We start from the raw sequence: 22,338 nt of genomic DNA on the forward strand, positions 1-22,338 counted from the left end.
GGGGGCGGACAGGGAACGGCCCGTGCCTGCGGGCCGTTTTTTCATTGCCCAGTGTTGGCAATGATATGACGGCCGCAGTGGGTATTTTTGCAAAGAAGAAGGGCCGGCGATGAACCTGGCAGAGCATGTGCTGGCGGCGGGGCGGGATCTGCCCGACAAGACGGCCCTGTCGGTCCTGGGGCCGGACGGGTCGGAGGACTGGAGTTTCGCGCGGCTGCGGCAGGCCGTTCTGGGCAGCGCGACCGGCCTGCTGCAGGCGGGCCTGAAGCCCGGCGAGCGACTGCTGATGCGGGTGGGCAACCGCCCGGCCTTTCCCATCGCCTATCTGGGGGCCATCGCGGCGGGTATCGTGCCCGTGCCGACCTCGGCGCAGCTGACCGCGCCCGAGGTGACCAGGATCGCCGCCCGGCTGGCCCCCGCGCTGGTCCTGGCCGGGGCGGGCGTGCCCCTGCCCGACCATCCCGCCCCGGTGCTGACCGAGGCCGCGCTGGCCGGGTTTGCGGACCTGCCGCCCGCCGCCTTCGCGCAGGGCGATCCCGATCGGCCGGCCTATATCGTCTTCACCTCGGGCAGTTCGGGCCAGCCCCGCGCCGTCATGCACGCCCATCGCGCCATCCTGGCGCGGGGCATGATGATGCAGGGCTGGTACGGGTTGCGGTCAGACGACCGGCTGCTGCATGCGGGGGCGTTCAACTGGACCTTCACCCTCGGGACCGGACTGATGGATCCCTGGACCATCGGCGCCACCGCGCTGATCCCGGTCGAAGGCACACCCGTCGAGCAGATCCCGCATCTGGCCGCGCGGCACGGCGCCACGATGCTGGCGGGGGCGCCGGGCATCTTCCGCCGCCTTTTGCGCGCCGACTGGCCGCCCATCCCGACGCTGCGCCATGCGCTGGCTGCGGGCGAGCGGCTGGATCCCGCGCTGCGCGCCGCATGGGGCGCCCGGACCGGCACCGACATCCACGAGGCGATGGGCGCCTCCGAGATCTCGACCTTCCTCTCGGGCAGCCCCGCCCGCCCCGCGCCACCGGGCACGGCAGGCTTTCCCCAGCCCGGCCGCCATGTCGCGATCCTGGGCGAAGACGGGCCCCTGCCCCCCGGCCAGCCCGGCGCGCTGGCGGTCCGGCGCGACGATCCGGGGCTGTTCCTGGGCTATCTGGACGACGCGCCCGCCACCGCCGCCTGCCATCGCGGCGACTGGTTCCTGACCGGCGATCAGGCGCAGGCCGAGGCCGGCGGCGCGATCACCCTTCTGGGCCGCGCCGACGACATCATGAACGCGGGCGGCTTCCGCGTCGCCCCGCCCGAGATCGAGGAGCTGCTGGCCGCCCATCCCGGCGCCGGCGACGTCGCGGTGGCCGAGCTGCCCGTGGGACCCGGCGCCAGCATCATCGCCGCCTTCTGGACCGGACCCGCGACCGAGGCGCAGTTGCAGGCTCTGGCCGAAGAGGGGCTGGCCCGCTACAAGCAGCCCCGCGCCTGGATCCGGCTTGCCGCCCTGCCGCGCACGCCCACCGGCAAGATCAACCGCCGCGCTCTGCGCGAGGCGCATCGCAAGGACCGATCATGACGCGCCTCGACATCTTCGCCGATCCCGTCTGCCCCTGGTGCCTAATCGGCCAGGTCGAGCTGGACCGGGCCCTGGCGGGCCGCCCCGACCATTCCTTCGCGATCGCCTGGCATCCGTTCCGCCTGAACCCGCAGATGCCGCCCGAGGGGATGGACCGCGTCGCCTATCTGCGCGCCAAGCTGGGCGAGGGGGCCGAGGCGGCGGGCAAGGCTCTGGCCAGGCGCGCCGCCGATCTGGGTCTGGTCCTGGACCCGGCGCCGCGCGAACCCGACACGACCGACGCGCACCGCCTCATGCATTGGGCGGGCCTCGAGGGCGCGCAGGCCCCCGTCATGTCCGGCCTGCTCGCCGCCCATTGGCAGGAGGCCCGCGACATCTCGGACCCCGCCACCCTGACGGCCATCGCCGAAGCGGCGGGCATGGATCCTGCCCTGACCACCCGGCTTCTGGCCAGCGATGCCGACCGCGACGAGGTCGCCCGGCGCGAGGCCCATGCCCGCCAGCGCGGCATCGCCACGGTCCCGACCTTCATCGTCGCGGATGCCCACGCGATCAGCGGCGCCCAGCCCGCCCAGCTGTGGCAGCAGGTCATCGACGAGATCATGGCAGCCAACCGCTCCTAAGACTTGCACACTGTGCAAGTTCGGCCTAACTGTCAGACCTGAACCCCACAGGCGACCCCCATGACCGACATGCCCTATGCAGAGGCCGCGCCGCAGCGTCGCCTGCCGCTTCCCGAATTCATCGCCATGCTGGCGTTCCTCTTCGCGACGATCGCCTTCTCGATCGACGCGATGCTGCCCGCCCTGCCCGACATCGCCGCCGATCTGACGCCCGACAACGTCAACCGCGCGCAGCTGATCCTGACCTCCTTCGTGGCGGGCATGGGGCTGGGCACGCTGTTCGCGGGCCCGATCTCGGACGCCTTCGGGCGCAAGCGGACCATCACCGTCGGCTTCGGCATCTACATCGCCGCCACGATCGCCGCGCTCTATGCCGATTCGCTCGAGTTCCTGCTGATCGCCCGCTTCGTGCAGGGCTTGGGCGCGGCCGGACCACGCATCGTGGGGCTGGCGCTGGTCCGCGATCTCTACGAGGGGCGCGAGATGGCGCGCATCACCAGCTTCGTGATGATGATCTTCATCATGATCCCGGCGGTCGCCCCCACGCTTGGCGCGGGCATCATCGCCATCTCCAGCTGGCACGGGGTGTTTCTGGCCTTCATCGCCTTCGCCGTGGTCGGCGCGCTCTGGCTGAACATCCGCCAGGTCGAGACCCTGCCCCGCGACAAGCGCCGCCCGCTGCGCCTGACGACGCTGTATTCCTCGGCGCGCGAGGTGCTGTCGGACCGCCAGGTGATGCTGGCCACGCTGATCCTGACGCTCGGCTTCGGGCAGATGTTCGGGCTCTTGTCCTCGGCACAGCAGCTTTTCGGCGAAACCTATGGCAAGGGCGAGAACTTCCACCTCTGGTTCGCCGCCATGGCGCTGCTGTCCGGGTCGGGCACGATCCTGAACGCGACCTTCGTGATCCGCTTCGGGATGCGGCGCATCGCGAAATGGGCCTATGTCATGCAGACCATCGTGTCCGGCGTGATCCTGGCGGCCCTTCTGTCGGACCTGCTGCCGCAGGCCCTGCGCTTTCCCGCCTTCTTCTTCTGGGCCACCAGCGTCTTCTTCATGGCGGGCGTGACCTTCGGCAACCTGAACGCGCTGGCCCTGCAGCGGATGGGCCATATCGCCGGCATGGCGGCCTCGATCATCGCCGCCATCTCGACCTTGGCCGCCGTCCTGATCGCCGCCCCCGTGGGCCTTCTCTACAACGGCACCGCGATCCCCGCGATCACCGCCACGCTGCTCTGCTCGGGCCTTGCCTGGTACCTGATGCGCAATCTCGACGACTGACCCGAGACGGCTGAGGCGGGCGGGGCCCCGAAGACCCCGCCCGCCCTTCATCTTGGTGCAAATATCCCGGGGGTGCGGGGGCTGGCCCCCCCCGTCGCGGGACGCTCAGGCCGCGAGCCCCTCCGGCACCTTCGCCCCGGTCATGTAGGACACCGCATCCGACATCGAATGCGCCTTGGGGTCGATCACGCAGAGCCGCTTGCCAAGCCGGTGGATGTGGATGCGGTCGGCCACCTCGAAGACATGCGGCATGTTGTGGCTGATCAGCACGATCGGGATGCCGCGCGAGCGCACGTCCTGGATCAGGTCCAGCACCCGGCGGCTTTCCTTCACGCCAAGCGCGGCGGTCGGCTCGTCCAGGATGATCACGCGGCTGCCGAAGGCGGCGGCGCGGGCGACGGCCACGCCCTGGCGCTGGCCGCCCGACAGGGTCTCGACCGGCTGATTGATGTTCTGGATCGTCATCAGCCCCAGTTCGGTCAGCTTCGCGCGGGCGAAATCATCCATCGCGGTCTTGTCCAGCATCCCCAGCCAGGTGCCCAGGAAGCCGGGCTTCCGGATCTCGCGCCCCATGAACATGTTGTCCGAGATCGACAGGGCGGGCGACAGGGCCAGCGTCTGGTAGACCGTCTCGATCCCCATCTTGCGGGCATCCAGCGTGCTGGCGAAGCTGACCGGCTTGCCGTCCAGCCGGATCTCGCCCTCGTCGGGCTTCACCGCGCCCGAGATCGCCTTGATCAGGCTTGACTTGCCCGCACCATTGTCGCCGATGACGGCCAGGATCTCGCCGGGATACAGATCGAAATCGGCATGATCCATGGCGGTCACGCGGCCATAGCGCTTGACCAGGTTGCGGGCGGACAGAAGCGGTTCGGTCATGACGACACCTTTCGGATCCATTGGTCGATGGCCACGGCCAGGATGATCAGCCAGCCGGTCGCGAACAGCTGCCACAGCACGTCCACCCCCGCCAGCCGCAGCCCCGAGTTGAAGACGCCCACGATCAACGCGCCGATCAGCGGCCCCAGGATCGACCCGCGCCCGCCGAAGAGGGAGATCCCCCCGATGACGACGGCGGTGATCGATTCCAGGTTCGCCTCGAAGAACGAGGTCGGGCTGATCGAGCCCACCCGCCCGATCGAGGACCAGGCCGCCAGCCCGCAGATCACCCCGGCCACGACATAGACCGACATCAGCACGCGCTTGGTCTGGATGCCCGCCAGCGCCGCCGATTCCGGGTCGTCGCCCACCGCATAGACGCGCCGGCCCCAGGCCGTCTTGTAGAGCGCGTAATAGAGCACGGCGAAGACCACGACCATCAGGATGACGCCATAGGTCAGGACCGCGCCGCCGACCTCGAAGCGCGTGCCGAAGAACTTCAGCAGCGGCGCGTCGGTGTCCAGCGTCTGGCTGCGGATCGTCTCGCGCCCCGACAGGTAGTAGTTCAGCGCCAGGAAGATGTTCCAGGTGCCAAGCGTGGTGATGAAGGGCGGCAGCTTCAGCCGCGTGACCAGCCAGCCGTTCAGCGCGCCGGTCGCCGCCCCGCAGGCCAGGCCCGCCAGGATCGCGATCGGCACGGGCACGCCGAAATTCACCGCCAGCTGTCCCATCACGACCGAGATCAGCACCATCACCGCGCCGACCGACAGATCGATCCCCGCCGTCAGGATCACCAGCGACTGCGCGGCGGCCAGCGTGCCCACGACGGCGACCTGCTGCAGCACCAGCGACAGGTTGAAGGCCGAGAAGAAGTTCGGAGAGATCAGCCCGAAGGCGATCAGCGACAGCACCAGGACGATGACCGGAACCATGGTGGGATACTGGTGCAGGAAATGCTGCACCCGGTCCAGCGTGCTGCGGTGGCGGTGGTCGAACTGCGCGACCGCCTCCGGGGCTCGGCGCTCGACCACGGGATCGGGGGTGTCTGACATCGGGGACTCCGGGAAATGTCGGGAAGCGCGACGGCGGATCGCCCGCCGTCGCCGGTTCGGCCAGGGCCGCCCGTCAGCCGGGCGGCCGCCGGGGGCTCAGCCCCAGCACTGCTCCAGCCCGTCGACGACGCTGATCGAGGTCACGCCCTCGACCGCATCGTCGGTGACCAGGTTCACGCCGGTATTGGTGAAGTCCAGCCCCTCGGTCGTCTCGGGCATGGTGCCGTCGGCGGCGAAGGCGGCAATCGCCTCGACCCCCATCGACGCCATCAGCAGCGGGTATTGCTGCGCCGTGGCGCCGATCACGCCGTCCTGCACGTTCTGCACGCCCGGGCAGCCGCCATCGATCGACACGATCAGCGCGTTCTCCTCCATGCCGAAGGACCGCAGGGCCTCGTAGGCGCCGGCGGCGGCGGGCTCGTTGATCGTATAGACCAGGTTGATGCCCGGATCGATCTGCAGCAGGGCCTCCATCGCCTGGCGACCGCCCTCCTCGTTGCCCGAGGTCACCTCGTGGCCCACGATGCGCGCGTCATCCTCGTCGCCGATGACGTTCTCGTCGGCCACGTCGATCCCGAAGCCCTCCAGGAAGCCTTGGTTGCGCAGCACGTCGACCGAGGGCGCGCTGGCCGACAGGTCCAGCATCGCGATCTTGGCATCGGCGGCGGCGTCGCCCATCTGGCCCGCAGCCCATGCGCCGATCAGCCGCCCGGCCTCGCGGTTGTCGGTGGCGAAGGTCGCGTCGGCGGCGTCGATCGGGTCCATCGGCGTGTCCAGCGCGATGACCAGGATGCCCGCATCCCGGGCCTGGCCAAGCGAATCGGTGATCGCCTTGGTGTCGGATGCGGTGATCATGATCCCCTGGACGCCGGCGGCGATGCAGCTTTCGACGGCCTGCTGCTGGGTCTCGTGGTCGCCGTCGATCTTGCCGGCGAAGGTCATCAGCTCGATGCCCAGTTCCTGGGCCTTGGCGGTGGCGCCTTCCTTCATCTTCACGAAGAACGGGTTGATGTCGGTCTTGGTGATAAGGCAGGCCCTGGTCGTCTCCTGCGCCTGCACAGCGCCTGCCGACAGGGCAAGCGCGGTCAGCGCGACGGATGCGCGCAATACGGTCGTGATGGTCACGGTGAAATCTCCTCCAGCCGAGCGGTTCCTCTTCCGCCCCTGAGCTACCAAAGCACCAGCCAATGCAGCTTGTCAATAAATCAATCATGTTTATTAATCCCCTTCAGGAGGACCGATCCCATGCCCCGCGACCCCGTGCCCGCCGGCCCGCTCAGCCGGAACGAGCGGCTGATCCTGTCCCTGATCCGCCGGCAGGGGCCGATGCCGCGCGCCGCGCTGGCGCCGCTGACGGGGCTGTCGGCACAGGCCATCACCAACCTGACGCGCAAGCTGATGCAGGGCGGCTATCTGGATGCGGGGGCGGTGGTGCGGGGCAAGGTGGGCCAGCCCTCGGTGCCGCTGGCCCTGGCGCCGGACGGGGCGTGGTTCCTGGGGCTGAAGATCGGGCGGCGACTGGCCGAGCTGGCGCTGGTCGATTTCACGGGTGAGGTGCGCGCCCATCGCCAGCAGGTCCATGCCCATCCCGATCCGGGGTGCATCCTCGATTTCACGCGCCGGGGGCTGGAGGATCTGACCACGCCGCTGTCGCCCGATCAGCGGGCGCGCATCGCGGGTCTGGGCATCGCCGCGCCCTACCGGCTGTGGGACTGGGGCCGCGAGATGGCCGGCTGGCGCGACATCGACCTGCGCGCCCGTCTGGCGGGCGACCTGCCCTATCCGGTGTTTCTGGACAATGACGCGACGACCGCCTGCGGGGCGCAGCAGATCTTCGGCGCGCTCGACCTGCCGCGCGACTTCATCCATGTCTACATCGCCCATTTCGCCGGGGGCGGGATCGTGCTGGACGGCGTGCTGCGCCACGGGCCACGGATGAACGCGGGCGCGCTCGGCTCGATGCCGATCCCGGGCGGCGGGCAGCTTCTGGACCGCGCCTCGGTCTCGGCGCTGGAGCGGCGGATCGGGCATCCACTGCCGCCCGACGATGCAGGCTGGGACGTGCCCCTGGCGATCGAGGAGGACTGGGCCGAGCAGGCGGGCCAGGCGCTGGCCTTCACGGCGCTGTCGGCGGTGGCGCTGGTCGATCTGCCGCTGGTGGTCATCGACGGCGCCGTGCCGCCCGCGACCCGCACCCGGCTGACCGATGCGACCCGCCGGGCGATGGCCGGGCTTCCCGCGGCCGGCATCGACCGCCCCGAGGTGATCGAGGGCAGTCTGGGCCGCCGGGCCCGCATCCTGGGGGCCGCCGGATTGCCGCTGGCGCATTTCTTCCAGCCCGAGGGTCTGCCGCTGCGGGGGGATGGGCCTTGACACCGCGGACCCCCGGGCTATAAGCCGCCACTTCATTGGTGTTGGTGGACCCCGCAAGGGGAACCCTGTCAGGCCCCGGCCAGAGGACAACGCCCTTCGCAACGATCTGCAAGGAGACCAGCCGTGACCAAACGCACGTCTGCCAAGTACAAACTCGACCGCCGCATGGGCGAGAACATCTGGGGCCGCGCCAAGTCGCCGGTCAACCGCCGCGAATACGGCCCCGGCCAGCACGGCCAGCGCCGCAAGAACAAGCTGTCCGACTTCGGCACCCAGCTGCGCGCCAAGCAGAAGCTGAAGGGCCATTACGGCGACCTGACCGAGAAGCAGTTCCGCCGCATCTATGCCGAGGCCGAGCGCATCAAGGGCGATACCGGCGAGAACCTGGTGGGTCTGCTGGAGCGTCGCCTGGACGCCGTCGTCTATCGCGCCAAGTTCGTGGCGACCATCTGGGCCGCCCGCCAGTTCGTGAACCACGGCCATATCCAGGTCAACGGCCAGCGCGTGAACATCGCGTCCTACCGTGTCAAGGAAGGCGACGTGATCTCGATCCGCGAGCGCTCGCGCCAGCTGGCCATCGTGCTGGAGGCCGTGTCGCTGACCGAGCGCGACGTGCCCGACTATCTGGAATGCGACCACAACAAGATGACCGCGACCTTCGTGCGCACCCCGTCCCTGGGCGACATTCCCTATGCCGTGCAGATGGAACCGAACCTGGTCGTCGAATTCTACGCGAAGAACTGATCTTCGCCACATCGACTGCCTCTGGGGCCGCATCTTCGGATGCGGCCCTTTCGCGTCCCGCGACGGCCGGGGGCCAGCCCCCGGACCCCCGGGATATTTGGACCAAGATGAAGGCGGCGTTTTGGGGGCTTTTCTTGCGGCGGAGGGGCGCTTAGACGGGGCCGGACAAAGGATGGACCCCATGACCCAGACACCCGTGCAGCCCGGCATCATGGATATCGCGCTTTATGTCAGCGGCGAGAGCACGCTGGCGGGGCGCGCGGATGTGCTGAAGCTTTCCTCGAACGAGAATCCGCTTGGGTCCAGCCCGGCGGCGCAGGCGGCCTTCAAGGCGGCGGCGGGGGATCTGCACCGCTATCCGGCGACCGATCATGCGGGCTTGCGGGCGGCCATCGGCGAGGTCTGCGGGCTGGATCCCGACCGGATCATCTGCGGCGTGGGCTCGGACGAGGTGCTGCAATTCGTGGTGCAGGCCTTTGCCGGGCCGAGCGACGAGGTGATCACCACCGCGCACGGGTTCTCCATGTATCCGATTCTGGCGCGGATGGTCGGCGCCACGCCCGTCACCGTCCCCGAGGCCGGGCGGCGGGTCGATGTCGACGCGATCCTGGCGGCGGTGACCGATCGCACCCGGGTGGTCTTCGTCGCCAACCCCGCCAATCCGACCGGCACGATGCTGGGCGCGGACGAGCTGCAGCGCCTGGTGGACGGGCTGCCGCCGCAGGTGCTGTTCGTCCATGACGGCGCCTATACCGAGTTTGCCGAGGGCGCCGATGGCGGCGCCGCGCTGGTCGACCGCCATCCCAATGTCATCATGACGCGGACCTTTTCCAAGATCCACGGGTTGGGCGGGCTGCGGATCGGGTGGGGCTATGCGGCGCGCGCGGTCATCGACGTGCTGAATCGCATCCGCCAGCCCTTCAACCTGTCCAACGCCCAGATGGCCGCCGCCGAGGCCGCGATCCGCGACACCGCCTTCACCGCCCGCTGCGCCACGCTGAATGCGCAGATGCGCGACAGGATGCGGCAGTCGCTGATCCAGATGGGGGTGGGTTGCGACGAGAGCTTTGCCAATTTCGTGCTGGCGCGGTTCGACAGCCCCGACACCGCCGCCGCCGCCGATGCGGCCCTGCGCGCCGACGGCATCCTGGTGCGGCGCGTGGGCGGCTATGGCCTGCCCGAGGCGCTGCGGATCACCGTGGGCGACGAGGATGCCGTCAGCCGCGTGCTGGACTGCCTGGGCCGCTTCATGGCCGGACGGCGCGGGGCATGAGCGTGATCTATGACCGCGTGGCCCTGATCGGGCTGGGGCTGATCGCCGGATCCATGGCCCATGCGATGCGCCAAGGCGGGCTGGCGGGCGAGATCACGGGCTATGCCCGCAGCAGCGCCACCCGCGACACCGCACGCGAGATCGGCCTGTGCGACCGCGTCTGCGACAGCGCCGCCGAGACCGTGGCGGGCGCCGATCTGGTCGTGCTGGCCGTGCCGGTGGGCGCCATGGGCGAGGTCATGGCCGAGATCGCGCCACATCTGGCGCCGGGTGCCACGATCACCGATGTGGGCTCGGTCAAGCAGTCGGTCATCGACGCGGTGGCGCCGCATCTGCCTGCGGGCGTGGAGTTCATCCCCGGCCATCCGCTGGCCGGGACCGAGCATTCGGGCCCGCGCGCGGGGTTTGCGGGCCTGTTCGCCAATCGCTGGTGGCTGCTGACGCCGCTGCCCGACACCGATCCGGCGGCGCTGGCCCGGCTGGACGCCCTGATCACGGCGATGGGCGCCAAGACCGACCGGATGGAGGCGCCCCATCACGATCTGGTCCTCGCCGTGACAAGCCATGCGCCGCACCTGATCGCCTATACGATGGTGGGCGTGGCCGACCACCTGCGCCGCGTCTCGGGCGAGGAGGTGATCCAGTATTCGGCGGCGGGCTTCCGCGACTTCACCCGGATCGCGGCCAGCGACCCGACCATGTGGCGCGACGTGTTCCTGCACAACAAGGAAGCGACGCTGGACATCCTGGGCCGCTTCACCGAGGAGCTGTTCGTGCTGCAGCGCGCCATCCGCATGGGCGACGGCCCGCAGCTGCACGATTACTTCACCCGCACCCGCGCCATCCGTCGCGGCATCATCGACGCGGGACAGGATACCGAGGCCCCGGATTTCGGCCGCACACCCGGCGCCCGCCCCGCCGAGTAGCGCGCCTACAGCGGGGGCGCGGGGCCGATCGCCATGCCGCCCAGCATCAGCTGGCCGTCGCGCATCACGATGGGCAGGCGCAGCTCTCCCTCGGCGGGCTCGGGGAAATCGGGGCCGGCCAGGCTGGCGTCCATCGGCGCGCGCGCCAGCTGCGACAGGCCCGCGCGCAGCAGCAACTGCCCCTGCGCCGGGATCAGGCCCAGCCCCGCCGCCAGTCCGATCATCGCATCCGCATCCGAGGAATAGAGCGCCAGCTGCCCCTCGGCCCGGCCCTGGGCGTCGCGCGACAGGCGGCCGATGATCCGCAACCCGATCTCTCCGGCCTGCAGGGACAGGCCCGGGGTCTGCCAGCCGACCAGCTGCGGGGCCGTGTCCCCGGTGACGCTCGGGCTGCGGTCCAGCCAGAGCCGCATCGGGCCCTCCACCGCGATCGGGCCCGGCAGCGGGCCGGGGTCCAGGCCGATCCGCGCCAAGGCCCCGGTCTGCAGCCCCGCCAACGACAGCTGCAGGTCATAGGCCGCCTGTGCGCCCTCCGGGGCCGCCGCATCCAGGGAGACCAGCCGCGCCTGCAGCGAGAGCCCTTCGACCAAGGGCTGGCCGTCCAGCGTCAGGCCTTCGGCCTGCAGGTCCAGGCGGTCGGGCGCCATGCGGTTCAGGGGCGACAGGGACAGACGGGCGTCCGACCGCGCCAGACCCAGCTCCAGGCTGTCGCCACCCTGGAGGATGGTGCCCCGGTCAGGCAGGTCCAGCCGCGCCGTCAGCGGCGACAGGGGCCGCAGCGACAGCCGCGCCCAAGGCAGGCTGATCCCCAGGGCAGGATCGCGAAAGTCGAGCCCGGTCACCTCGACCCCCATCGCGCGCGGATCGCGCAGCGGGCGCACCGTCGCCGCCTCCAGCCCGGGATCGGCGGCGATCATCGCCGCGACCCGGCGGCTGGCCAGGCTTTCCGCCCCCAGCCACGCCCCTGCCAGCACCGCCAGCGCCACCCCTGCCCCGATCACCGCCTTGCGCATTGCCGGCCCTTTTTTCCGCGTCCCGCCTGTCCTACCTTGGGGCGGCAACGAATGGTACGGGCAATGGAACGCATCGATTGGGTCTTCGGCTATGGCTCGCTGATCTGGAACCCGGGCTTCGACCCGGTCGAGACGGTGCGGGCGCGGCTGGCGGGCTATGCGCGCAGCTTCTGCCTGCGCTCGATCCAGCATCGCGGGACCGAGGCGCTGCCGGGGCTGGTGCTGGGCCTCGACCCGCAGGAGGGCGCGCTGTGCCAAGGGGTGGCGCTGCGCATCGCGCATCGCGACCATGACCGCGTGCTGGCCGATCTGCGCGACCGCGAGCTGGTCACCGACGCCTATCGCGAGACGATCCTGCCCTTGGCGCTGGAGGACGGGCGCCGGGTCTCGGCGCTGGCCTATGTGATGCGGCGCGACCATTGGCAATATGCGGGCGATCTGCCGCATGAGGAACAGGCCCGCATCATCGCCGCCGCCCATGGCGGGCGCGGGGCGAATGCCGACTATCTGTTCAACACCGCCGCCCATCTGGCGCAGATCGGCATGGCCGACGACCATCTGGACGCCCTGTCGCAGGCGGTGCGCGCGCTGCAATCGCGGCAGGGGTGACACAGGCGCGCGGCCGCGATCACGGGCATGTGCCGCAATGCTTGGCAAGGACCGGACCCCGCCCTACAGTTGCGCTCAAAGCAGGCAAGGGACGGGAATTTACGTGAGCGATCCGACCAATGGCGACATGCAGGCGCCCTCCCGGCACAGCCTGACCAATCGGCGCATCTCGGCCACGCGGGATCAGGCGCTGATGGGGGCGGGCAGCGCGCCGCGCTTCTCGCAACCGGTGCGCCAGATCCTGATGATGCTGACGGTGCTGGGGCTAGTGCTGGCCGGGGGCTGGTTCGCCTATGGCCGCATCCTGCCGATCTTCATGGCCAATACGTGGCTGAACGGCCTGATCCTGGCAGTCTTTGCTCTGGGCGTGCTGGCCTGTTTCTGGCAGCTGGGGCAGCTGGTCCGCTCGGTCGTCTGGATCGAGCAGTTCGCCGCCCGCCGCCGCGACGCCGCCCGCCACGACGGGGATGCCGTGGTCGCGCCGCGCCTGCTGGCCCCGCTGGCCGCACTTCTGGGGTCGCGCGGACCCTCGGGCGGGGCGATCAGCGCCAGTTCGGCCAGCTCGATCCTGGATTCGGTGGCGACCCGCATCGACGAGATCCGCGACATCACCCGCTATCTGGCCAACCTGCTGATCTTCCTGGGCCTTCTGGGCACGTTCTACGGGCTGGCCACCACCGTCCCGGCGGTGGTCGAGACGATCCGCGCGCTGGCCCCCCAGGAGGGGCAGACCAGCCTCGATATCTTCGAACAGCTGATGACCGGGCTGGAAGCGCAGCTGGGCGGCATGGCCACGGCCTTCTCCTCCTCGCTTCTGGGTCTGGCGGGATCGCTGGTGGTGGGCCTGCTGGAGCTGTTCGTGGCGCATGGCCAGAACCGCTTCTATCGCGAGCTGGAAGAGTGGATGTCGGGCTTCACCCGGCTCAGCATCGCCGGCGGCGAGGGTGACGGCATCGATCAGGCCGCGCTGGCCGGGTTTCTGGAACAGATGGCGGGCCAGATGGACCGCCTGCAGGCCTATCACATCGAACGCGACCTGATGCGCGACGAGGCGGCGCTGATGGCCGATGAGCGCGTCGTGGTCATGGCGCAGGCGGTCGAGGCGCTGGTCCAGCAGGGTCAGGCCGACCGCGACGCCTCGGCAGGCGACAACGACCGGCTGACCCGCGCCCTGACCCGTCTGGCCGACGGGCAGGATCGCCCGGCATCCGCTTCGGCGCCGGATTTCTCGCGGCTGGAGGGGGCGCTTGACCGGCTGGCCTCGGAACTGACCGAGGGCCGCGAGGAGATGCTGGCCGAGTTGCGTTCGGACATCCTGGTGCTGACCCGGGCCGTGAGGGCAGCCCGCTTTGGCGATCCCCTGCCCGACGATCTTCCCCCGCGCGGCGCGGCGCGGCCCCGGTCCGGGGCCTGAGACGCATGCGCCTGTCCCGCAACGCCTCGGCGCAGCGCTTTTCCTCGACCATCTGGCCGGGCTTCGTCGATGCGATGACGGCCCTGCTGATGGTGCTGATGTTCGTGCTGACGATCTTCATGGTCGTGCAATCGGTGCTGCGCGAGCAGATCGACACGCAGGACGACACGATCATCGACCAGGACCGGGTGATCACCGATCAGGGCCAGGTCATCTCGCGCCAGGAACAGCAGCTGAACGAGCTGGGCGCGCAGGTCACGGCCCTGGGTCAGGCGCTGAACGCCTCGGAGACGCGCGAGGCCGGGCTGGTGCAGGAGCTGGAGACCGAGGCCGAACGCACCGCCCGCGCCGAGGCCGAGGCCCGCGACCGCGCCGCCCGCATCGCGCGGCTGACCAGCCAGCTGGCGCAGGGCGAGACGGCCTTGGCCGATGCGCAAACCCGCCTGACCGATTTCGAGGCCGAGGTCGCCGCCCTTCTGGCCGAGCGCGCACAAGGTGAGGACCGCGTCGCCACTCTGGAAACCCAGCTGGAGGAGACCGAGGCCCGCGCCTCGGCCGCCGAGCTGGCCGTGGCGGCCGCGCGCGCCGAGACCGATGCGCAGACCGAGGCCGCGCGCCTGGCCGCCGCCCGCCGCGACGCGCTGGAGGCGCTGACCGCCGATCTGCGCGCCGAGATGGGCCAGCAGCAGGCGCAGCTTGACGCCGCCCAGACCCGCCTGACCGAGGCCGAGGAGACCCGTCTGGTCGAGGCCGAAGCCGCCCGCCTGCTGCGCGAGCGTCTGGAAAGCGCCGATACCGAGCTGACCGCCATGACGCTTGCGCTGGAAGAACGCCGCCGCGAGGCCGAGGAGACGCTGACCCTGCTGGCCGCCGCCAATGCCGCCCGCGACGACGCGCAGACCCAAGCGCAGGAGCAGCTGTCCGAGGCCGAGCGTCAGGCCGCGCTGCTGGCCGCCGCCCGGGCGCAGCTGGAGGAGCAGGAGGGGCTGACCACCGACAGCCAGCGCCGCGTCGCCGCGCTGAACGAACAGGTGGCGCAGCTGCGCGCCCAGCTGGGATCGCTGCAGGCGCTGCTGGATGCCGCGGGCGACGAGCAGGCGGATGCGGAACTGCGCGTCTCGGATCTGGGGCAGCAGCTGAACGCCGCGCTGGTCCGCGCCGCCGAGGAAACCCGCGCCCGGCTGGCGCTGGAGGAAGAGGCCCGGCTACGCGCCGAGGCAGAGGCGCAGGACCTGACCCGATATCGCTCGGAATTCTTCGGACGCCTGTCGCAGATCCTGTCGGGGCGCGAGGGGGTGCAGGTCGTGGGCGACCGCTTCGTCTTCCAGTCCGAGGTGCTGTTCGCTCAGGGAGAGGCGACCCTCTCCCAAGCCGGACGCCAGCAGATCGGCGGGCTGGCGCAGTTGCTGACCGACATCGCGGACGAGATCCCGCCCGAGATCGACTGGATCATCCGCGTGGACGGCCATACCGACGGCCTGCCCCTGTCGGGCACCGGCCGCTATGCCGACAACTGGGAGCTGAGCCAAGGCCGCGCGCTGGCCGTCGTGCGCTATCTGACCGAGGATCTGGGGTTTCCCGCCAACCGTCTGGCGCCGACCGGCTTTGCCGACACCCGCCCCATCGCCCCTGAGGAGACGCCCGAGGGCCGCGCCCTCAACCGCCGGATCGAGCTGAAGCTGACCGAGCGCTAGATGGCGGGACGGCCCCGTGCCGCCCGCCTCAATGCCCGACCGTGCGGGAGAAGACGTTGATGACCACGACCCCGGCGACGATCAGCCCCATCCCCAGGACAGCGGGCAGATCCAGCCGCTGCCCGAAGGCGACCCATCCGATCAGGGCGACCAGCGCCACGCCGCAGGCGCTCCAGATCGCATAGGCCACGCCCAGGGGCAGCACCTTGAGGCTGACCGACAGCAGGTAGAAGCTTGCCAGATAGCACAGCGCCATGCCCACTGTCGGGGCTAGCCGGGTGAACTGTTCGGAACGCTGCAGCAGCGAGGTGCCCAGCACCTCCAGCGCGATGGCGATGCCCAGGGGCACATAGGGCGACAGGATCATTGCGGCTTGGGGCCTCGCTTCTGGGGACGGTCGTCCTCCAAGCCTGCCATATGCTTCAGATGTCCCTCAAGCTCGGAATTGATCTCGGCGCCGACCAGCACGATCGTGGCGTTCAGCCACAGCCATGTCATCAGCGCGATGACCGCGCCCAGGGACCCGTAGGTCTCGTTGTAATCGCCGAAATTCGCCGCATACCAGGAAAACAGCATCGAGGTCGCGACCAGCGCCACGCCCGCGAAGATCGCCCCGGGCGAGATCCAGCGCCAGCGCGACTTGGGCGCGGCGGGCCCCCACCGATAGACCGCCGCCAGCGCCAGGATCAGGACCGCCAGCATGATGGGCCAGCGGATGACGGCCACCAGCGTCTCGCCCCCCCATCCCAGGGGCAGCATGCGCAGGAGGACCGGCACGACCGCGATCACGATCAGCATCAGCGCGATCATCACCAGCCCGCCCAAGGTGAAGCACATCGCCACCAGGTTCAGGCGCAGGAAGCTGCGCGTCTCGCGCTGGAAAAAGGCGACATTCAACGCCGAGAGCAGCGCCTTCATGCCGCCATTGGCCGACCAGAAGGCGGTCAGCAGCGCCACGATCCCCGCCAGCGACAGCGCGCCGGTCGAGGCCGAGGCGATGGCCGTCACCTGATCGCTGATGATCTGGAACGACCCCTCGGGCAGCAGGGTCCGCAGCATCTGCAGATGGGTCTGGATGGTCAGCGGATCGGCCATGAGACCATAGAGCGACACGAAGGCGGTGATCGCGGGAAACAGCGACAGAAGCCCGAAGAAGGTCACGCCGCCTGCCACCGAGGTCACCCGGTCCTCGCCGATCTGGTTGAAAACCGACTTGCCGACCGCCAGCAGGTCGCCGCGCGTCAGATCCCGCAGCCCCGGCTTGGGACCGGCGAGGACCGGGTCGGGCGCCGCCACCGGAGCCTTGGGGGCATCCGGCGGCTGAAGCCCGTATCGGTCACGCGTCTCCTGGTCGAGGGGGCCCAGCAGGGCCCCCAGAACGCCGGTCTCCTGCTGCATCCCGTCTTCCTTCTGTCGGGGGCCGGGATCAGCGGCGCGGCGGCTCGTCGCGCAGCGGGCGGGCCGGGTCGGTGTCGGTCGCGCCGGGGCGCGGTCCGGCGCCACCGTTCATAATCGCACGCAACTGGTCGGCGGCGGCGACGAACTCGCCCACGATGCCGGTCGCCTGATGCGACACGCCGCGGAACGACTGGAACGCCGCCAGCAGCGACTGCGCGACGCCGTTCAGACCCTGCGACAGGTCCGTGGCGGTGCGCGTCAGATCCTTGGCAACATTGGCCTTGCCGCGACCGGCCTTGGAACGCGCCTGCGCCGAGCGATGGTTGTCCTCCAAGGCCTGGGCACGGACGCGGCGGCGCATGGCCTCGCGGTCATCCTCGTCCATCTCGGCAAAGCGGGGGGCGGCGGGACGGGGGCCGTTGGACCGGGCACCGTCGGCGCGGCGGCGGGGCGCGGGGGCATCGTCATCGCCGCTGAGCGACTGGACCGCCATCGAGATGGCGGCGGCAATCCCCGCCACACCCAAGGCAACCCCGCCCCAGACCACGACCTTGGCGGTCGTCGAGGGCTCGGGCCAGCTCTGCTTACCGTCCGGCGACACCTTGCCCGAGGGCGGGATGCGGCTGGAGACCATCTTGCGATGCGCATAGGGGCTGGCCGTCTTGTGGGCCTTGGGCACCGGGCGCGGACCGAAACGGGTCTGGCTGGTGCGGTCGGCCTCGGTCATTTCGGGATGGGCGTCATAGGGGGGGCGCATGGGATTCTCCGGTCGGTTGTCAGGTCTCGTTGCGACCCAAACCCGCCGGTCGCGCCGAATGTTCCGCCCAAGCCCCCCAAACCCCGATGAAAACTTGCCCCCGTGCGCCTGCGCCGCTATGCCCGCGCCAACCGCAAAGGAGCCCCCGATGATCCCGCGTTACAGCCGCCCCGACATGGTCGCCATCTGGTCCCCCGAGACCAAGTTCCGCATCTGGTACGAGATCGAGGCCCATGCCTGCGACGCGCAGGCCGATCTGGGCGTGATCCCGCGCGCCAATGCCGAGGCCGTCTGGCGCGCGAAGGACGTGCAGTTCGACGTGGCCCGCATCGACGAGATCGAGGCGGTGACCAAGCATGACGTCATCGCCTTCCTGACCCATCTGGCCGAGCATGTGGGCGCCGATCAGGCGCGCTTCGTCCATCAGGGCATGACCAGCTCCGACGTGCTGGACACGACGCTGAACGTGCAGCTGGTCCGCGCCTCGGACATCTTGCTGGCGGGCATGGACCGCGTGCTGGCGGCGTTGAAGACCCGCGCCTTCGAGCACAAGGACACCGTCCGCATCGGCCGCAGCCACGGCATCCATGCCGAGCCCACCACGATGGGCCTGACCTTCGCCCGCTTCTATGCCGAGATGGCGCGCGGACGCCTGCGGCTGGAGCGCGCGCGCGAGGAAATCGCCACCGGCGCGATCAGCGGCGCGGTCGGCACCTTCGCCAATATCGACCCGGCGGTCGAGGAGCATGTCTGCGCGAAGCTGGGCCTGCGCCCCGAACCGATCAGCACGCAGGTCATCCCGCGCGACCGCCATGCGATGTTCTTCGCGACGCTCGGCGTGATCGCCTCGAGCATCGAGAACATCGCCATCGAGATCCGCCACATGCAGCGCACCGAGGTGCTGGAGGCCGAGGAATTCTTCAGCCCGGGCCAGAAGGGCTCGAGCGCGATGCCCCACAAGCGCAACCCGGTCCTGACCGAGAACCTGACCGGCCTCGCCCGACTGGTGCGCATGTCGGTCGTCCCGGCGATGGAGAACGTGGCGCTGTGGCACGAGCGCGACATCAGCCATTCCTCGGTCGAGCGCGCCATCGCGCCCGACACCACCATCACGCTGGATTTCGCGCTGCACCGCCTGGCGGGCGTGGTCGAGAAGCTGGTGATCTATCCCGACACGATGCTGGCCAACATGAACAAGTTCAAGGGTCTGGTCATGTCGCAGCGGGTGCTGCTGGCGCTGACGCAGGCCGGCGTCTCACGCGAGGACAGCTATCGTCTGGTCCAGCGCAACGCCATGAAGGTCTGGGAGAAGGGCGCCGACTTCAAGACCGAGCTGCTGGCCGATCCCGAGGTGACCGCCGCGCTGTCCCCCGCCGAGATCGAGGAAAAGTTCGATCTGGGCTATCACACCAAGCATGTCGACACGATCTTTGCCCGGGTTTTCGACAGCGCGCCGCTTTAGGGGTCCCGCGTCAACCGGACATTAGGATTGTCATGCCAAGTTGCCCTCATCGCGGATGACGGAGGCGGGGCATGACGACCCAGACAGGGCTGAACCAGCGGCAGAAGGCGGCGGTGATCGTGCGTCTTCTGCTGGACGATGACGAGGTGGCCGGGCTGGACCGTCTGGACAGCGAAAGCCAGACCCTGCTGGCGCAGGAAATGGCGGGGATGGAGGTCATCGACCGCCAGACGCGCGATGCCGTCATCACCGAGTTCTGCGACCGGCTGGATGCGGTGGGCGTCACCTTTCCCGGCAATCTGGACGGCACGCTGGAAATGCTGGGCACGCGGCTGTCCGAGGACAGCTCGGACCAGCTGCGCCAGCGCGCCGCGATGTCGGGCCAGACCGACCCCTGGGCGCGGCTCTGCAAGCTGCCGAACGAGGTGCTGATCACGCTGGCGCAGTCCGAATCGGTCGAACTGGTGGCGCTGATGATGTCCAAGCTGCCGGTCGAGGCCGCCTCGGCCACCTTCCTCGCCCTGCCCCGCGACCGGGCGCGGGTGGTTGCGCAGGCCATGTCGATGACCTCGGGGGTGACGCCCCCGGCGCTGCGCCGCGTGGGGCTGGTGCTACTGCAGGCGGCGGCGGCGCAGCCCAAGCCCGCCATCGCCCTGCCGGCCTGCGACCGGATGGGCGCGATCCTGAACTTCGCCACCGCCGATCTGCGCGACGACGTGCTGGGGGCGCTGGACGAACGCGACGCCGAATTTGCCGCAGGGGTGCGCAAGGCGATCTTCATCTTCACCCACATCCCCGCCCGTGTCGAACCCCGCGACATCCCCCGTCTGGTGCGCGAGCTGGACCAGACGACGCTGGTGCGCGCCCTGTCCTCGCCGACCGAGGCGGATGCGGCGGCGGCCGAGTTCATCCTGTCGAACCTGTCGCAGCGCATGGCCGACGGGCTGCGCGAGGAACGCGAGGCCTTGGGCAAGCCCCGCCCCAAGGATGTCGAGGAGGCGATGACCGAGGTCGTCTCGGCCGTCCGCCGGCTGCAGGAGGCCGGGCAGCTGATCCTGAAGCTGCCGCAGGACGAGGAATGACGCCACCTCCGCCCCTCACGGACGGGCTTGCCCCCGCCGACCCGCCGCGCGATACAGCAGCGACCGGAGGCTTCGATGACCAACAAGATCGCCATTGCCCTGCTGCTGCTGATCGTTGCCACCTTTGCCGTGGACCAGATCTGGCTGGGGGGCACGCTGCCGCTGCTGGCGGCCAAGACCATGGCGCAATTCATCGAATATCTCAGCTTCTGGCGCTGACCCCGCCCCCCCTCCGTTAGCGCTGGACAGGCGTTCGGCGTTTGCATCGTGTCTGCGGCCACGCTAGACAACAGGCAACCATCACCTGTTCAAGAGGGATTTCCATGGCAGTCAAGGTCGCCATCAACGGCTTCGGTCGGATCGGCCGCAACGTCCTGCGCGCAATCATCGAATCGGGCCGCACCGATATCGAGGTCGTTGCGATCAACGATCTGGGCCCGGTCGAGACCAACGCCCACCTGCTGCGCTATGACAGTGTGCATGGCCGCTTTCCGGCCACGGTGACGGTGGACGGGTCCTCGATCGACGTGGGCCGCGGCCCGATCCAGGTCACCGCGATCCGCAACCCGGCCGAGCTGCCTTGGGGCGATGTCGATGTGGTCATGGAATGCACCGGCCTCTTCACCTCCAAGGAGAAGGTGCAGGCGCATCTGTCCACGGGCGCCAAGCGGGTGCTGATCTCGGCGCCGGGCGAGGATGCGGACAAGACCATCGTCTATGGCGTGAACCACGACACGCTGACCAAGGACGATCTGGTCGTCTCGAATGCCAGCTGCACGACGAACTGCCTGTCGCCGGTGGCCAAGGTGCTGAACGACACGATCGGCATCGATCGCGGCTTCATGACCACGATCCACAGCTATACCGGCGACCAGCCGACGCTGGACACGATGCACAAGGACCTGTACCGCGCCCGCGCCGCAGCCCTGTCGATGATCCCGACCTCGACCGGGGCCGCCAAGGCCGTGGGTCTGGTCCTGCCGGAACTCAAGGGCAAGCTGGACGGCGTGGCCATTCGCGTGCCGACGCCCAACGTCTCGGTCGTCGATCTGGTCTTCGAGGCCAGCCGCGACACCTCGGTGGCCGAGATCAACGCCGCCATCAAGGCCGCCGCCGACGGCCCGCTGAAGGGCGTCCTGGGCTATACCGAGGAATCGCTGGTCTCGTCGGACTTCAACCACGATCCGCATTCCTCGATCTTCCACATGGACCAGACCAAGGTCATGGAGGGCCGCATGGTCCGCATCCTGACCTGGTACGACAACGAATGGGGCTTCTCGAACCGCATGTCCGACACCGCCGTGGCGATGGGCAAGCTGATCTGATCCTCGACGATCGACGGCAAAGGCCCCCGTGCATCCGCGCGGGGGCCTTTCTGCATCCTGCGGACCGGGGGGATCACTCCTCGTAGATCATCCGCACACCCATCCCGCCATCGACGACGAAGCGCTGGCCGGTGATGAAGCCCGCCTCCTCCGAGGCGAGCCAGACCACCAGCCCCGCGATATCCTCGACCCGACCGACCCGGCCCACCGGATGCTGGTCTCGGTCGCGGGCCGAATGGGCGGGGTCGCTGCGGTTCGCGGATTTCTGCCAGGGCCCGGTCTCGATCCAGCCGGGCAGGATGCAGTTCGCGCGCACCTCGGGGCCCAGGCTGACCGCCAAGGCATGGGTCATCGCGACCAAGGCGCCCTTGGCGGCGGCATAGGCCTCGCAATCGGGTTCGGATTGCAGCGCGCGGGTCGAGGCCATGGTGATCAGGCTGCCCTTGGCCTTGCGCAGCAGCGGCAGCAGGGCGCGGGTGGTCAGGAAGGCGCCGGTCACATGGCTGTCCTGCCAGCGGCGCCAGTCCTGCAGGGACAGATCCTCCAGCGGGCCGCTGACCGGATCGGCGATGCCGGCATTCGACACCAGAAGGGTCAGGCCGTCTGGTCCCGCCCATTCGGCGACCGCGCGGCTGCCTTCGGCGACCTGCGCCTCGTCGCCCACATCGACCGTGCAGCACAGCAGATCGGGATCGGCGGCGGCGACTTCGTTCAGCGCCTCGGCGTCCAGATCGAAGACGGCAACCCGCCAGCCATCGGCCCGCAGGCGCGTGACGATGCCCCGGCCGATGCCTTGGGCGCCACCGGTGATCAGGGCCGTCTTCATCGTGCGCATCCTTGAAGGCGCCGCCCCTTGGCGG

Annotated in this window: 22 protein-coding genes; 14 read left to right on the forward strand and 8 right to left on the reverse strand. The window is 69.7% G+C overall.

The genetic code is table 11. The annotated features are described in order from the left end of the window. Positions 1–109 precede the first annotated feature (109 nt). The 3 genes from FA743_RS10475 to FA743_RS10485 all read left to right on the forward strand — a co-directional run bounded on the left by FA743_RS10475 (position 110) and on the right by FA743_RS10485 (position 3,477). Positions 110–1,573, forward strand: coding sequence for a class I adenylate-forming enzyme family protein (locus tag FA743_RS10475; protein WP_136886059.1), 1,464 nt, complete (start codon positions 110–112; stop codon positions 1,571–1,573). Continuing rightward, positions 1,570–2,196, forward strand: coding sequence for a DsbA family oxidoreductase (locus FA743_RS10480; protein ID WP_136886060.1), 627 nt, complete (start codon positions 1,570–1,572; stop codon positions 2,194–2,196). Before FA743_RS10475 ends, FA743_RS10480 begins: the two co-directional genes overlap by 4 nt. Before the next feature lie 69 nt (positions 2,197–2,265). Next, entirely contained in the window at positions 2,266–3,477 is a 1,212-nt protein-coding gene (locus FA743_RS10485) for a multidrug effflux MFS transporter (protein ID WP_246054928.1), read from the forward strand. Between the two features lie 105 nt (positions 3,478–3,582). Here the strand turns inward: FA743_RS10485 and FA743_RS10490 are convergent, their stop codons facing one another. The 3 genes from FA743_RS10490 to FA743_RS10500 all read right to left on the reverse strand — a co-directional run bounded on the left by FA743_RS10490 (position 3,583) and on the right by FA743_RS10500 (position 6,533). Continuing rightward, positions 3,583–4,356 (reverse strand): ATP-binding cassette domain-containing protein, encoded by a 774-nt coding sequence (locus FA743_RS10490; RefSeq protein WP_211242242.1) that lies wholly within the window; start codon positions 4,354–4,356, stop codon positions 3,583–3,585. Beyond that, the gene (locus tag FA743_RS10495; protein ID WP_136886062.1) at positions 4,353–5,408 is read right to left on the reverse strand and encodes an ABC transporter permease; all 1,056 of its coding nucleotides are present in this window, start codon (positions 5,406–5,408) and stop codon (positions 4,353–4,355) included. The genes FA743_RS10490 and FA743_RS10495 overlap by 4 nt, the downstream gene beginning before the upstream one ends. A gap of 96 nt (positions 5,409–5,504) precedes the next feature. Beyond that, positions 5,505–6,533 carry a sugar ABC transporter substrate-binding protein gene (locus tag FA743_RS10500; protein WP_136886063.1) on the reverse strand — a complete coding sequence of 343 codons (1,029 nt, stop codon included), beginning with the start codon at positions 6,531–6,533 and terminating at the stop codon, positions 5,505–5,507. A gap of 120 nt (positions 6,534–6,653) precedes the next feature. Between FA743_RS10500 and FA743_RS10505 the strand changes: the two genes are divergently transcribed. From FA743_RS10505 to FA743_RS10520, 4 genes are all read left to right on the forward strand, one after another. Continuing rightward, positions 6,654–7,781, forward strand: a complete 1,128-nt coding sequence (locus FA743_RS10505) for an ROK family transcriptional regulator (RefSeq protein WP_136886064.1) — start codon at positions 6,654–6,656, stop codon at positions 7,779–7,781. A 123-nt stretch (positions 7,782–7,904) separates the two neighbouring features. Continuing rightward, on the forward strand, positions 7,905–8,525 hold the full coding sequence (gene rpsD / locus FA743_RS10510) for a 30S ribosomal protein S4 (protein WP_136886065.1): 621 nt from the start codon (positions 7,905–7,907) through the stop codon (positions 8,523–8,525). Between the two features lie 181 nt (positions 8,526–8,706). Continuing rightward, positions 8,707–9,798, forward strand: a complete 1,092-nt coding sequence (gene hisC / locus FA743_RS10515; protein WP_136886066.1) for a histidinol-phosphate transaminase — start codon at positions 8,707–8,709, stop codon at positions 9,796–9,798. Further along, entirely contained in the window at positions 9,795–10,724 is a 930-nt protein-coding gene (locus tag FA743_RS10520) for a prephenate/arogenate dehydrogenase family protein (protein WP_136886067.1), read from the forward strand. The genes hisC and FA743_RS10520 overlap by 4 nt, the downstream gene beginning before the upstream one ends. Before the next feature lie 5 nt (positions 10,725–10,729). On the opposite strand, the gene FA743_RS10525 is transcribed toward FA743_RS10520, so the two are convergent. Then, positions 10,730–11,737 carry a DUF2125 domain-containing protein gene (locus FA743_RS10525; RefSeq protein WP_136886068.1) on the reverse strand — a complete coding sequence of 336 codons (1,008 nt, stop codon included), beginning with the start codon at positions 11,735–11,737 and terminating at the stop codon, positions 10,730–10,732. Positions 11,738–11,800: 63 nt separating this feature from the next. Between FA743_RS10525 and FA743_RS10530 the strand changes: the two genes are divergently transcribed. The 3 genes from FA743_RS10530 to FA743_RS10540 all read left to right on the forward strand — a co-directional run bounded on the left by FA743_RS10530 (position 11,801) and on the right by FA743_RS10540 (position 15,454). Beyond that, positions 11,801–12,346: a gamma-glutamylcyclotransferase gene (locus FA743_RS10530; RefSeq protein WP_136886069.1), complete on the forward strand. Its 546-nt coding sequence runs from the start codon at positions 11,801–11,803 to the stop codon at positions 12,344–12,346. Positions 12,347–12,539: 193 nt separating this feature from the next. Next, positions 12,540–13,760 carry a biopolymer transporter ExbB gene (locus FA743_RS10535; protein ID WP_136886178.1) on the forward strand — a complete coding sequence of 407 codons (1,221 nt, stop codon included), beginning with the start codon at positions 12,540–12,542 and terminating at the stop codon, positions 13,758–13,760. A 5-nt stretch (positions 13,761–13,765) separates the two neighbouring features. Then, a complete protein-coding gene (locus FA743_RS10540; RefSeq protein ID WP_136886070.1) occupies positions 13,766–15,454 on the forward strand; it encodes a peptidoglycan -binding protein in 1,689 nt (562 codons plus the stop codon). Between the two features lie 28 nt (positions 15,455–15,482). Here the strand turns inward: FA743_RS10540 and FA743_RS10545 are convergent, their stop codons facing one another. Genes FA743_RS10545 through FA743_RS10555 form a run of 3 tightly spaced genes read right to left on the reverse strand, consistent with a single transcriptional unit; the run spans position 15,483 to position 17,609 of the window. Beyond that, entirely contained in the window at positions 15,483–15,821 is a 339-nt protein-coding gene (locus FA743_RS10545; RefSeq protein ID WP_136886071.1) for an SMR family transporter, read from the reverse strand. Further along, complete coding sequence (locus FA743_RS10550) at positions 15,818–16,852, reverse strand: YihY/virulence factor BrkB family protein (protein ID WP_136886072.1); 1,035 nt, start codon at positions 16,850–16,852, stop codon at positions 15,818–15,820. The genes FA743_RS10545 and FA743_RS10550 overlap by 4 nt, the downstream gene beginning before the upstream one ends. 28 nt (positions 16,853–16,880) lie before the next feature. Then, a complete protein-coding gene (locus tag FA743_RS10555) occupies positions 16,881–17,609 on the reverse strand; it encodes a hypothetical protein (RefSeq protein ID WP_136886073.1) in 729 nt (242 codons plus the stop codon). A 148-nt stretch (positions 17,610–17,757) separates the two neighbouring features. Between FA743_RS10555 and purB the strand changes: the two genes are divergently transcribed. The 4 genes from purB (at position 17,758) to gap (ending at position 21,478) form a co-directional block, all read left to right on the forward strand. Beyond that, entirely contained in the window at positions 17,758–19,071 is a 1,314-nt protein-coding gene (gene purB / locus FA743_RS10560; RefSeq protein ID WP_136886074.1) for an adenylosuccinate lyase, read from the forward strand. Positions 19,072–19,142: 71 nt separating this feature from the next. Next, positions 19,143–20,153 carry a flagellar motor switch protein FliG gene (locus FA743_RS10565; RefSeq protein ID WP_136886075.1) on the forward strand — a complete coding sequence of 337 codons (1,011 nt, stop codon included), beginning with the start codon at positions 19,143–19,145 and terminating at the stop codon, positions 20,151–20,153. Positions 20,154–20,228: 75 nt separating this feature from the next. Next, positions 20,229–20,372, forward strand: a complete 144-nt coding sequence (locus tag FA743_RS20305; RefSeq protein ID WP_169308851.1) for a hypothetical protein — start codon at positions 20,229–20,231, stop codon at positions 20,370–20,372. A gap of 104 nt (positions 20,373–20,476) precedes the next feature. Next, positions 20,477–21,478 carry a type I glyceraldehyde-3-phosphate dehydrogenase gene (gene gap, locus FA743_RS10570; protein ID WP_136886076.1) on the forward strand — a complete coding sequence of 334 codons (1,002 nt, stop codon included), beginning with the start codon at positions 20,477–20,479 and terminating at the stop codon, positions 21,476–21,478. A gap of 73 nt (positions 21,479–21,551) precedes the next feature. On the opposite strand, the gene FA743_RS10575 is transcribed toward gap, so the two are convergent. Continuing rightward, the gene (locus tag FA743_RS10575) at positions 21,552–22,304 is read right to left on the reverse strand and encodes an SDR family oxidoreductase (RefSeq protein ID WP_211242243.1); all 753 of its coding nucleotides are present in this window, start codon (positions 22,302–22,304) and stop codon (positions 21,552–21,554) included. Positions 22,305–22,338 lie beyond the last annotated feature (34 nt).

Origin of the sequence: Paracoccus gahaiensis, from assembly GCF_005048225.1 — a bacterium.
In the GTDB taxonomy this organism is placed as follows: domain Bacteria; phylum Pseudomonadota; class Alphaproteobacteria; order Rhodobacterales; family Rhodobacteraceae; genus Paracoccus; species Paracoccus gahaiensis.